The following is a 12,363-nucleotide window of genomic DNA, read 5'->3' as shown; positions in this document are numbered from 1 at the left end:
GCCGGTCGCGGGGACCGGCCGGACGGAGGTGCTACTCGGTGACCTTCTCGATCACCACACTGCCGGTGCCCGCGGCGGTGCCGTGGGCGTTCACGAGGTGGACCTCACCGAAGAACTGCCGCCCCTCGGGGGCCGCACCGGCGACGATCACCTGCGCGCCGACCTGCGCGGACCCGCCGGCCGCCAGGTTCACCGGCGTCGACTCGTCCACCTTGATCGTGCCGAGCGCCGCGGAGTAGAACACGTCGCGGTAGTCGTACGCGGTGGTGCCGGCCGGCACGTCGTAACCGTCGACCACGACCGTGTAGGTGCCGGCGGCCGGCGAGGCGATGCTCACCGACTCCTCGGACCCGGCGGTGGTCGAGGCGCCGACCTGCGTGTCGCCGAGGAAGACGTACAGGTCGATGTCCGCGTTGGCGTCCGTGGTGGAGCCGATGGCGACGTCGAGCTTCTCGGCGCCCGCCGGGACGGTGACCTCGAACTCCTGCGCCTGGCCCGTCGAGATCGACGGGCGCTCGACGGCGGCCGAACCGAGCGAACCGCCCGTGAGGTGCCCGGTCAGAGCGGCGGCCTCGTTGGTGACGGTCCAGTTCACCGCGGCCGGGGTGCCGATCTTCGCCTCGGCGATGGCCTGCACCGCCGGGTCGAAGGTGGCGCCGAGCAGCGACACGTCGAGCTTGAACGGGTTGTCCAGGAGCGGCGACGTACGACGGGCCTCGACCTCTATCTCCCAGACGCCGGGCTGCGGGTCCTTGTAGGACCGCGCGTCCGGACGGCAGGTGTTGGTCGGGCTCTCGTAGTTCGGGTAGCAGTAGATCGTGGAGCTGTTCTCCACCGCGACCCCGTACGGGTGGATCGAGATGAACCGGGTCTGGCTGCCCGAGCGGAGGGCGCTGAGCGCGACCTCCAGCGTCTTGGCGCCCTCCGGCACGTTCAGGAAGTACGACGTGGTGCTGTTGCGCTGCACCGAGCCGGACGCCGCGAACGCGTTCGCCGGGGCCTTGATGTCGGTGGCGACGACGACGGTGGCCAGGATCTGCTGGTCCACGCCCACGGTCTTGGCGTCGTTCACCTCCAGGATGGCGCTGTGCACGCCGACCGAGCGCGGCTGCGCCTGGACCTTGACGGTCACCGGCGTGCCGAGCGGCAGCTTGACGGTGCTCGGACCGACCAGCTTGAAGGTGCCGTCGTCGTTCTTCCACGACAGCTTGTGCGCGACGGCGCGGTCCGCGCCGGTCGTACGGGTGATGACCACGTCGTACGTCTTCTTCTGACCGGTCTTCAGGCCGCCCTCACGGTCGTACAGGCCGGTGCCGAAGCCCGGGTCCTTGAGCGCGAAGTCGATCGAGGTGTCGACCGGGGCCCTGACCGAGTACTCGTTCGCCGTGGCGCCCTTCTTGATGAGCTTCCACGCGTCCAGGATGTTGATCAGACCGGAACCCTGGGCGATCGCGGAGACGCCCTTGATCTGGGTGGCGGAGCTGGTCAGCGCGGTGCGCAGATCGGCCGGGGCCAGGTCGATGCCCTTCTGCTTCGCGGCGGAGAGCAGTAGCGCGGTGGCGCCGGCGGCCTGCGGGGAGGCCATCGACGTGCCCTGGAGCATCGAGTAGCCGGCCGGCAGGGCGTAGCCCGACTCCTTGACCGGGCCGCCGGGCAGCCACGTCGGGGTGGTGTTGATGGCCGCGCCGGGGGCCGAGATGACCGGCGCGAAGCCGCCGTCCTCACGCGGACCGCGCGAGGAGAAGGGCAGCATGTCGTACTTCTTGGTCACGAGGGAGCCGTAGTTGGCCGCCCACGTCTCCTTGGAGATCGACGCGCCCACCGAGACGACGTGGTCGGCGAGACCGGGGTCACCGATGGTGTTGACGCCGGGGCCGTCGTTGCCGGCCGAGATGACCAGCTGGACGCCGTAGATGTCGATGAGCTGCTTGTACAGCTCGGCGCGGGCGTTGTTGCCGTCGTTGAGCGGCGGCAGGCCGCCGATCGACATGTTGACGACGTCGACACCGCGGTTCACGACGAGGTCGATCATGCCTTCGGTGAGCGCGATGTTGGTGCAGCCGCCGGTCCAGGTGCAGGCGCGCGAGGAGACGATCTTCGCGCCGGGGGCCGCGCCGTTCATCGCGCCGCCGAACAGGCCGTTGGCCGCGGTGATGCCCGCGACGTGCGTACCGTGCTCGCCCTCGATGACGCCGATGCTGACGTAGTCCGAGGTGGCGCCCGCCGCGTTGTAGACGACGTTCTTGCGGGTCTCCACGACGAACGGGATGCGCTCGGCGACGTCGGTGCGCGGGTCGTCCGTGCCGAAGTACGAGACCTGGTGCTTCTCCTTGTACGGCAGGAGGGCCGTGTCGTCGGAGAAGTCGGCGTTGTTGTTCAGGTCCACCCGGGTCGTGCCGGTGACCGGGTCGTACAGCACGCCCCAGGTGTCGGTGTTGTCACCGTCACGGTTGAGGTCGCCCAGCATCTCGCCGCCGTTGGTGGCGGACTCCCGGAACAGGCTGAACTTGTACGAGCCGGCGGGCGCCTTGTAGGTGACGCCCCCGAGCGTGAACGACGGGCCGGAGACCGCCTGCGTCATCCGCAGCCAGGTGCCGTCCGCGTCGCTGACCGGGTCGGTCGCGGTGACCCAGTCGACGATCTTGCGCTCGCCGGTGCTGGTCTTCTGGAGCGCCGGGTGGGCGAGGTCCACACCGGAGTCGAGGATGCCGATGGTGATGCCCCGGCCGTCCGCCTTCGGGTTCTGCTTCACGAAGTCGACCGCACCCGTCTCGAAGGACGGGTTGTACGGGTTCTTCGCGGGCGTCTTCTTGGAAGGCGCCGCGTACGTGGTGGACGTCGTGGCCGTCTTCGCGCCGGCGGCACGGTCGGCCGAGGGCGTCGGGTCGTCCAGCTCGATCTCCTGGCGGAGGTCGATGCCGAGCACGGACGACAGCTTCGAGGCCGACGCGATCGTGGCCTTCGCCGTCTTCGTCGGGACGGTCGCCCGGACGTAGCCGAGCTTGTCGTACGTGATGCCGGGCACGGACCCGCTGACGGCGTCCAGCTGGCTCTTGACCTGCTCGGTGGAGCCGGGCTTCGTGGCGACCATCAGCGTGACGGACTTCTCGCCCTTGGCCTCGGCCTGCGCCAGGACCTGGGCGTCGGACTTGCCGAGCTTGTCGCCCGAATCGCTCGAGGCGGCGGGCTTGACGGTGGTCGCGGCCGGGTCGTCCGCGGCGAAGACCGGGGCGGTGGCGGTGGCGGCGAGCGCTGCCACCAGACCCGCCGCGGCGGCCACCCGGGCCACGCGTCTGGCCGCCGGTATGGAACCGGGGGAATCCTTGGTCATCAGCATCCCTGTGAATCGGAAAGAAAGAGTCCGGAATTCGGTACCGGATGACCGCTCACCCTTTCGTACCTGACAGGGTTTTGTGGAGAGTTGACGGAGGCGCGTAGACGACATGGCGTAGATCCGCCACCGTTGCCCCTGCGTCACCGGGGAGAAAAGGTGTCAGATCATGCCCTTGTCCACAGTCGAGGGCCGTCCGCCCGGAGCCTGCCGCTCCGCTCAGCGCGGCAACGCCACCACGTACGAAGCGGGTCGCCGGTCCCGCGCCGCACACAGCGCCGTCCGCACCGTGCCCGCCTGCCGTTCCGCCGCCTCGCACAGCCCCAGTGCCGAGAGCCGCACCACCGTGACCCCGAGCCGCTCCAGGTACTCCCGCAGCACCGTGTGCGCGACCGGCCCCGGCCCGGGTTCCGCCCGGCCCCGCGAACCGCGCGGGGTCGGCCAGGACGTGGCGCCGCTCCGGGGCGCCCGGGCGGTGTCCAGCTCCACCGCCACCGCCTCCTCGGGCCAGTAGGCGTCCACGCTGCCCAGGTACGGGCCGTCGGGCAGCCGCAGATCCACGTTCCACACCGGCTCGGGCAGCCCGTGCACCCGCACCAGCGTGTACAGCCGCTCCTCGGCGAGGCTCCGGCCCTCCGCGAGCAGCAGCTCGACCGCACGGGCCACCGGCGGCCGGCCCAGCAGCTTCGCCGCGCTCAACTCGGCCACGAGGACGGCGGGTTCGCAGTGTCCGTCGCGTGCCGCCTCGGCCAGCAGCAGGCGTACCGCAGCCGGGTCGTCGAGCCCGGCCACCACGTCGGCGACGGCCCGCTCCGCGGGCACCACCGGGAACCCGTCGACCACCACCGGCTCCTCGGGGAGCGACGCGCGCACCACCCGGACGAACCCCGTCGCCCGCAGCCGCCGGGTGCGCGGCACGAGCACGTCGACGCGGGTAAGGGCGGGTACGGGCGGCGCGGCGGCGAAACCGTGCAGCGCCAGCGCCGCCACCCCGGTGACGACCGCCCCCTCACTCCCGGCGGCGGAGACCGCGAAGCCCGTACCGGCCCCTCCGCGACCGCTCTGCGCCCCTCGGCGGCCGGCGGCCGGCCGCCCCGCGTACAGCAGCGCCGCCCGCAGCCGCTCGCGCCCGCCGATCGGCTCCGTGTCCAGCAGGTAGACACCCGGGAGCAGTTGCTGCCATGGGCCCCCGGGCGTGCAGCGCCCGGAGACCTGCGCCGCGGTCAGGCCCTCCTGCCGCAACTGCGCGCCGGTGACGACCCGCGGTTCGGCCCCGGGTGTGCCGGGCAGGGCGCGGGGGGAGGACAGGGAGGTGTCGTGGTTCATGCAAGGGCACTTTCCGCTGCCGGAGCGGCCGCTAACCCCTGTTACAGGCCCGTCGACATACCAGGACAGCACGGGCCCCCTGCGTGCGGACCGATGATCGAAATGGGCCGCCGTGCGGGGGGTTGCCCGGGCGGGCGCGGGAGGCCGGGGCGCACCCGACCGTGCGGCCTCCGTACGCCGGGGCGCACACGACCGCGCGGGCCGTCCCTTCCGACGGAAAGGGACGGCCCGCACGGGGAGTGGCCGGGTGTCGGGGAGAGGCCCTACGCCGCCGCGTCGCACTCCTGACCGCGCAGCGCGCGTGCCAGGTCGTCACGGGCCTCCAGCACCAGGCGGCGCAGCGCGGGCGCCGCGTCCTCGTGCTCCTTCAGCCAGGCGTCGGTCGCCTCCAGTGTCGCGGGGTCGTCCTGGAGCCCCGGGAACAGCCCCGAGACCACGTCCATCCCGATCTGGATCGAGCGTTCCTTCCACACCCGCTCGATCGCCGCGAAGTACTTCGTGGTGTAGGGCGCGAGGAGTGCGCGCTGCGAGGGCCGGACGAAACCGGCGATCGTCGCCTCCACCAGGGCGTTGGAGAGACGGTCGGACTCCACGACCGCCGCCCATGCCTGGTCCTTGACCGCGGCCGAGGGGCGCGCGGCCAGGCAGCGCACCTGGTGCCGCTTGCCCGACGCCGTGTCGTCACGGGCCAGTTCGGCGGCGATCGCGGCCTCGTCGGCCACTCCGCGCGCGGCCAGCGGGAAGAGGAACGACCAGCGCAGCTCCTGGTCGACGTCGAGACCTTCGATCACGGCGGAGCCGTCGAGAAGCTCGCCCAGCAGCCGGAGGTCCTCGTCCGAGGAGGCCGTCGACGCGAAGAAGCGGGCCCAGGTCAGCTGGTCCTGGCCGCCCGGCACGGCGAGCCGCAGCTCGCGCAGCGCGCCCTCGGCCAGCAGCTTGCCGCCCTCCTCGCGCCAGGCCGGGGCCGCGTAGTGGGTGAGCGCCGAGTGGGCCCAGTTGTGCAGCATCTGGAGCACGCCGATGTCCGACTCGCGCCCGGCGAAGGCGAGTACCAGGGCGATGAAGTCGCGGGCCGGCATCAGCCCGTCGCGGGTCATGTTCCACAGCGCCGACCAGCAGAGCGCGCGGGCCAGCGGGTCGGTGACGGCACCGAGGTGGTCGCGCAGGGTGGCGAGGGACTCCTCGTCGAAGCGGACCTTGCAGTACGTCAGGTCGTCGTCGTTGACGAGGACCAGCTCGGGCTTCTCGGCCCCGGCCAGCTCGGTGACGACCGTGCGCTCCCCGGACACGTCCGTCTCGACGCGGGCGTACCGCGTCAGCGCGCCGCTGTCGTCCTTCCGGTACAGGCCCACCGCGATCCGGTGCGGGCGCAGCTCCGGGTGGGAGGCGGCGGCCTCCTGGACCACGGCGAGTTCGGCGATCCGGCCCTCGGCGTCGTACGACAGGACCGGGGTGAGGCTGTTGACGCCCGCCGTCTGGAGCCAGGCGCGGGACCAGGCCGTCATGTCGCGGCCGGAGGTGTCGGCGAGCACCGACAGCAGGTCGCCGAGACGGGTGTTGCCGTAGGCGTGCTGCTTGAAGTAGCGCCGGGCGCCTTCGAGGAACGCGTCCCGCCCGACGTACGCCACGAGCTGCTTCAGGACGGAGGCGCCCTTGGCGTACGTGATGCCGTCGAAGTTCAGCTTGGCGTCCTCCAGGTCACGGATGTCGGCCGTGACCGGGTGGGTGGAGGGCAGCTGGTCGGCCCGGTAGGCCCACGCCTTGCGGTTGTTGGCGAAGGTGATCCAGCCGTTGGTGAAGCGGGTGGCCTCCACCATCGAGAAGGAGCCCATGAAGTCGGCGAAGGACTCCTTCAGCCACAGGTCGTCCCACCAGGTCATGGTGACGAGGTCGCCGAACCACATGTGCGCCATCTCGTGCAGGATGACGTTGGCCCGGCGCTCGTAGGACGCCGTGGTGACCTTGCCGCGGTAGATGTACTCCTCGCGGAAGGTGACCAGACCCGGGTTCTCCATCGCGCCGAGGTTGTACTCCGGCACAAACGCCTGGTCGTACTTCCCGAACGGGTACGGGTAGTCGAAGTGGTCGTGGAAGAAGTCCAGGCCCTGCTTGGTGATGAGGAAGACGTCGTCCGCGTCGAAGTGGCGGGCGAGACCCTTGCGGCACATCGCGCCGAGCGGGATCTCCAGGGTGCTGCCGTCCTCGAACGTGCGGGAGTAGTGGTCCGTCACGTGGTGGTACGGACCCGCGAGCACGGTGGTGATGTACGTCGAGATCGGCTTGGTCTCGGCGAACCGCCACACCCCGCCCTCGTGGGACTCCTCGGCGCCGTTGCTCCAGACCCGCCAGTCCTCGGGGGCCGTCACCTGGAAGCGGTACGGGGCCTTCAGATCGGGCTGCTCGAAGTTGGCGAAGACCCGGCGGGCGTCGGCCGGTTCGTACTGCGTGTAGAGGTAGACCTCGCCGTCCTCCGGGTCGACGAACCGGTGCATCCCCTCGCCGGTCCGGCTGTACGCGCACCGCGCGTCGACCACCAGGACGTTCTCGCCCTCGGCCAGGCCGTCCAGCGCCACCCGGGTCCCGTCGAAGACGGCCGCCGGGTCGAGCGCGGTGCCGTTCAGGGTCACCGCGTCCACGCCGGGGGCGATCAGGTCGGCGAAGGTGGAGGCACCGGCGCGCGCCGAACGGAAACGGATGGTGGTGACGGAGCGGAAGGTGCGCGGAGCACCGTCCTCCTCGGTCCCGCCGACGGCGGACCGCAGGTCGAGCGCGACCTCGTATCCGTCGACGGTCAGCAGCTCCGCCCGCTCGTGGGCCTCTTCGCGGGACAGGTTCTCACCGGGCACCGGCACTCCTTCGTGACTCGATATCGAATGTTTTGATCCTCGCACGGCGGTCTCCGGGGAATCTCCGGACGGTCCCGCGCGTTAGCCGCGCGGAGACCGACGCTGCCAAGGAGAGACATGTCCGACACCACCACAGCACCTGGCAAGACCCCCGCGGACTTCTGGTTCGACCCGCTCTGCCCGTGGGCATGGATGACCTCTCGCTGGATGCTGGAGGTCGAGAAGGTACGCGACGTCGAGGTCCGCTGGCACGTGATGAGCCTCGCCGTCCTCAACGAGGACAAGCTGGACGAGCTGCCCGCCCAGTACCGCGAGCTGCTGGAGGAGAAGGCGTGGGGCCCGGTCCGCGTCGTCGTCGCCGCCCAGCAGCTGCACGGTGACGAGGTCGTCCCCGGCCTCTACACCGCGCTCGGCACCCGCTTCCACAACAAGGGCGAGGGCCCGACCCGCGAGGCCGTCCTCGGCGCACTCGCCGACGTGGACCTGCCCGCCTCGCTCGCCGACTTCATGGACGACGACACCTACGACACCGAACTGCGCGCCTCCCACCAGGAGGGCATCGACAAGGTCGGCCAGGAGGTCGGCACCCCGGTCATCGCCGTGCCCGGCGCCGACGGCGGGCAGGTCGCCTTCTTCGGCCCGGTCGTGACCCCGGCGCCCAAGGGCGAGGACGCCGCGAAGCTCTGGGACGGCACGCTCCTGGTGGCCTCGATCCCCGGCTTCTACGAGATCAAGCGGACCCGCACCCAGGGCCCGATCTTCGACTGACCCGGCACGACGGACGAGTGCGGAGCGGGGCGGGTCGGACACCAGGGCCTCCGCCCCGCGCTTGTCCGCGCACCCCGCGCTTGTCCGCGCACCCCGGGCCCGTCCGCGCCCGCTCGCCGCGGATTCGTTCGCACACCCGCAACACGCGAACCCTTGTTCCCCCGGTGGACTGGCCGCATGATCGGCCCCATGCCCGCCGACAGACCCCCGCAGCCCGCGCCCGCCCTGCCCCGCCGGGTGCGCGTCGGCTACGGCCTGGGTTCCCTCGCCACCGGCGCCTTCTCCACCGTGCCGGGTCTCGTCCTGCTCTACTACCTCACCGACGTGCTGGCCGTGCCCGCCGCCGTCGCCGGGGCCGCCGTCTTCCTCCCCAAGGCGTGGGACGTCCTCGTCAACCCGCTGGTCGGTGTGGTCTCCGACCGCAGTCGGCTGCGCGGCGGCCCCCGCCGCCCCTTCCTGCTGATCGGCGCCTGCACCCTGCCGCCGCTCTTCGCGCTGATCTTCGCCGCCCCGTCCCTGCGCGGCGGAGCCGCCGCCGGGTACGTCGCCGTGCTCTTCCTGCTCGCCGCGACCGCGTACGCCGTCTTCCAGGTGCCGTACGTGACGATGCCCGCGGAGATGACCGAGGACCCGGCCGAGCGTGGCCGGGTCCTGGCCTGGCGGGTGGCGTTCCTCGGCGTCGCCATCCTGCTCTCCGGCGCGCTGGCCCCCGCCATCGCGCACGCGGACGGCGACACCCCCGCGAGCTACCGGCTGATGGGCGTGATCGTCGCCGTGCTCCTCGCCGCCGGCATGTTCGGCGCCTGGTTCACCACCAGGTGGGCCCCCACCGTCGCACGGAGCGAGGCCGAGCCCTCTCTCCGTGCCCAACTGGCCGCCGCCCGCACCAACCGGCCCTTCCTCCACCTCGCCGGGATGTGGACCCTCCAGGCGCTGGCGATCGGCGTGATGCTCGCGGGCGTCCAGTACTTCGCCACCTACACCCTGGGTTCGGCCTCCGCGGTGACCCCGCTCTTCGCCTGCATGATCGGCCCGCTGGTGCTCTTCATGCCGCTGTGGAACCGCCTCGCCCGCCGTAAGGGCACCCGGTACGCGCAGTGGTGCGCCTCGCTGCTGTACATCGCCGGGGCCGTCGCCCTCGCCCTCACCCCGGTGGCCGGCCCGGTGCTCGGCTACCTCGCGGTGGCGGCGGTCGGCATCGCGTACGCCGGTCTGCAACTGCTGCCGCTGACGCTGCTGGCCGACACCCTGGCCGCCGACGCCGTCCGGACCGGCAGGCGCAGGACCGCCACCTTCACCGGACTGTGGACGGCCGCCGAGACCCTCGCCTTCGCGCTGGGTGCCGGGCTGTTCGCTCTGGTCCTCGCGGTGACCGGTTTCCGCTCCTCGGACGCCGACCACGAGGTCGCCCAGCCGGACGCCGCCCTCACCGGCATCACCACCGGCATGAGCCTGCTGCCCGCAGTCCTCGCCACCGCGAGCCTCTGGCTGCTGCACCGCTACCGCGAGGAGGCCGAGCCCACCGCCGTGACCCCTTCCGCCCCGAAAGCCGCCCCGAACGAGGACCTGACCCGTGCCGACTGACCCCGTACCCAGCCCCGCCGTGACCGGCCGTCCCGCCGCCGAGGTGCTGGCCGAGCTCCGTGCCCTGCGCGGCGCCGACGCCCCCACCCGGGGCGGGCGCACCTTCGCCTACGTCTACGACGCCGGGCTGGACGGACTCGACGAGCTGACCGCCGAGGCGTACACCGCCTTCGCCACCGTCAACGGGCTCGACCCGACCGTCTTCCCCAGCGTCGCCCGGCTGGAGAACGACCTGGTACGCGCCGCCGTCGACCTGCTCGGCGTGCCCGGCGCCCAGGGCACCTTCACCAGTGGCGGCACCGAGAGCATCCTGCTCGCCGTGAAGACCGCCCGCGACCACGCCCGTGCCGTACGCGGGGTGACGGACCCTCAGCTGATCCTGCCGTCCACCGCCCACGCGGCCTTCCACAAGGCCGCCCACTACCTGGGGGTGGAACCGGTCGTCGTCCCCGTCGACCCGGTCACCTTCCGGGCCGACGCAGGGGCGATGGCGGCTGCCCTCACCGACCGCACCGTCCTGGTGGTCGCCTCCACCCCCTCGTACGCCCACGGGGTGATCGACCCGGTCGCCGAGATCGCCGCCGCCGCCTCCGCGCGCGGGGTGCTCTGCCACGTCGACGCCTGCATAGGCGGCTGGCTGCTGCCCCATCTGCGGCGCGCCGGAAGGGACATCCCGCCGTTCGACCTGTCGGTGCCCGGCGTCACCTCGCTCTCCGTCGACCTCCACAAGTACGGGTACGCCGACAAGGGCGCCTCCGTGGTCCTCTACCGGGACGCGGAACTCCGCCGCCACCAGTACTTCGCGCACGCCGGGTGGCCCGGCTATCCGGTGGTCAACCCCACCGTGCAGGGCACCAAGTCCGGCGGACTGCTCGCCCAGGCGTGGGCGGCGCTCCAGCACGTCGGAGAGGACGGGTACACCGCACTCGCCGGCCGGGTCGCCGAGGCCTCCGACCGGCTGCTGGCAGGGCTGCGCGCCCTGCCCGGGCTCCGGGTCCTCGGCGAACCCGCAGCCGGACTGGTGGCGTTCACCGTGCTCGGACCGGTCGCCGGAGCGGCGGCGGACGAGGGCGCGCGCGAGGGCGGCGACCAGGGCCTTGGCCAGGTCGGCGAGGACGGGCCCGACCTCAGCCTGCTGCTCCACCTCGCCGACGAGATGCGCGAGCTCGGCTGGTACCTCCAGCCCCAGCTCTCCTTCGACGGCCTGCCGCCCAACCTGCACCTGACGCTCACCCCGGCCACGGTCGGCCAGGTCGACGCCCTCCTCGCCGACCTGGCCAAGGCCCTCGTCGCCGCCCGTGCGCTGGAGCCGGTCGCGGTCGACCCCGCACTCGCCGAGCTGGCCGCCGGCCTGGACCCGGACTCGCTCGGACCGGAGGAGGTCGCGGGGGTGCTCGCCTTCGCCGGACTGGACGGGGACGCCGGGCTGCCCGGCCGGATGGCCCCGGTCCTGGTGCTGCTGGACGCCCTGCCGGGGCGGCTGAAGGAGCGGCTGCTCGTGGAGTTCATCGGCGCGGTGTTCCGGGTCTGAGTCCGCTCGCGCACAGGGAAGAGCCCCCGCGAACCATGTCTTCGCGGGGGCTCTTCGTTGATCCGCCTGCCGGGTGAAGGGTTGAGAAGACGATCACGAGGCAGGACGTCGGGGGCGGACCGGAGAAGGTCAGGGGGCGAGCAGCAGGACGTTCTCGCGGGCCTTGGCTGCGGCGTACCGCTTCGCCACGTCCTGCCAGTTGACGACCCGCCACATCGCCTCGATGAAGTCGACCTTCTGGTTCTTGTACTGGAGGTAGAAGGCGTGCTCCCAGGCGTCGAAGACCAGGATCGGCACGGAGCCCTGGCCGACGTTGCCCTGGTGGTCGTAGACCTGCTCGACGATCAGCCGTCCGCTGAGCGGCTCGTGCGCGAGGACGCCCCAGCCCGAACCCTGGGTGGTGGCGGCGGCCTTCGTCAGCTGGGACTTGAAGCCGGCGAACGAGCCGAAGGACTCGGTGATCGCGTCCGCGAGGTCGCCCACGCCGTCCGCCGCGAGCGGCTCGCCGCCGCCGTCGCCGGTCATGTTGTGCCAGTAGATCGAGTGCAGGATGTGGCCGGAGAGGTGGAACGCGAGGTTCTTCTGGAGTCCGTTGACCGCACCCCACGCCTCCTTGTCCCGGGCCTCTTCCAACTGCTCCAGGGTGTCGTTCGCGCCCTTCACGTACGCCGCGTGGTGCTTGTCGTGGTGCAGCTCGATGATCTGCGGGTTGATGACCGGTTCCAGTGCCGCGTAGTCGTACGGGAGTTCCGGGAGCGTGTACGTGGCCATGGTGCGAACCCTTCAGATGCTCAGCAGTTGTTATTGCAACCTATGTGCAAATGCAGGCTAGCAGGAAGAAGATCGTGAGGGGGAGAGGACCCGGTGGAAGTGCCGGTACGTGAGAAAGGGCGGCGGTCCGGGGGAAGCCCCCACCCCCCCCCGACGCGTGCGCTAGGCGGACAGCGCGCCCCCCCCCCACCTCGCCGCCGCACCAC

Annotated in this window: 7 protein-coding genes; 3 read left to right on the top strand and 4 right to left on the bottom strand. The window is 71.9% G+C overall.

Translation table 11 applies throughout. The features are described from left to right. Window positions 1-31 precede the first annotated feature (31 nt). From ACWD3D_RS24375 to pepN, 3 genes are all read right to left on the bottom strand, one after another. Window positions 32-3,337: a S8 family serine peptidase gene (locus tag ACWD3D_RS24375; protein ID WP_451462941.1), complete on the bottom strand. Its 3,306-nt coding sequence runs from the start codon at window positions 3,335-3,337 to the stop codon at window positions 32-34. A 213-nt stretch (window positions 3,338-3,550) separates the two neighbouring features. Further along, window positions 3,551-4,657 (bottom strand): hypothetical protein, encoded by a 1,107-nt coding sequence (locus ACWD3D_RS24370; protein WP_451462940.1) that lies wholly within the window; start codon window positions 4,655-4,657, stop codon window positions 3,551-3,553. Between the two features lie 263 nt (window positions 4,658-4,920). Further along, window positions 4,921-7,503 carry an aminopeptidase N gene (gene pepN, locus ACWD3D_RS24365; protein WP_451462939.1) on the bottom strand — a complete coding sequence of 861 codons (2,583 nt, stop codon included), beginning with the start codon at window positions 7,501-7,503 and terminating at the stop codon, window positions 4,921-4,923. Window positions 7,504-7,620: 117 nt separating this feature from the next. On the opposite strand from pepN, the gene ACWD3D_RS24360 reads away from it, so the two are divergent. From ACWD3D_RS24360 to ACWD3D_RS24350, 3 genes are all read left to right on the top strand, one after another. After that, entirely contained in the window at window positions 7,621-8,271 is a 651-nt protein-coding gene (locus ACWD3D_RS24360; RefSeq protein WP_451462938.1) for a mycothiol-dependent nitroreductase Rv2466c family protein, read from the top strand. Window positions 8,272-8,460: 189 nt separating this feature from the next. After that, on the top strand, window positions 8,461-9,855 hold the full coding sequence (locus ACWD3D_RS24355) for an MFS transporter (RefSeq protein WP_451462937.1): 1,395 nt from the start codon (window positions 8,461-8,463) through the stop codon (window positions 9,853-9,855). Continuing rightward, a complete protein-coding gene (locus ACWD3D_RS24350) occupies window positions 9,845-11,386 on the top strand; it encodes a pyridoxal phosphate-dependent decarboxylase family protein (protein ID WP_451462936.1) in 1,542 nt (513 codons plus the stop codon). Before ACWD3D_RS24355 ends, ACWD3D_RS24350 begins: the two co-directional genes overlap by 11 nt. Window positions 11,387-11,515: 129 nt before the next feature. Here ACWD3D_RS24350 and ACWD3D_RS24345 read toward each other — a convergent pair whose 3' ends face one another. Continuing rightward, window positions 11,516-12,157 (bottom strand): superoxide dismutase, encoded by a 642-nt coding sequence (locus ACWD3D_RS24345; RefSeq protein ID WP_451462935.1) that lies wholly within the window; start codon window positions 12,155-12,157, stop codon window positions 11,516-11,518. Between the last annotated feature and the right edge of the window lie 206 nt (window positions 12,158-12,363).

Source organism: Streptomyces sp. NPDC002690 (genome assembly GCF_053592415.1).
Note: the sequence above shows the minus strand (reverse complement) of the source record. Positions and strands in the feature narration are given on the sequence as shown.

Coding starts and splice junctions, on each gene's coding strand:
- ACWD3D_RS24375 (WP_451462941.1), bottom strand. CDS start 3,337: ATGCTGATGACCAAGGATTCCCCCGGTTCCATACCGGCGGCCAGACGC.
- ACWD3D_RS24370 (WP_451462940.1), bottom strand. CDS start 4,657: ATGAACCACGACACCTCCCTGTCCTCCCCCCGCGCCCTGCCCGGCACA.
- ACWD3D_RS24360 (WP_451462938.1), top strand. CDS start 7,621: ATGTCCGACACCACCACAGCACCTGGCAAGACCCCCGCGGACTTCTGG.
- ACWD3D_RS24355 (WP_451462937.1), top strand. CDS start 8,461: ATGCCCGCCGACAGACCCCCGCAGCCCGCGCCCGCCCTGCCCCGCCGG.
- ACWD3D_RS24345 (WP_451462935.1), bottom strand. CDS start 12,157: ATGGCCACGTACACGCTCCCGGAACTCCCGTACGACTACGCGGCACTG.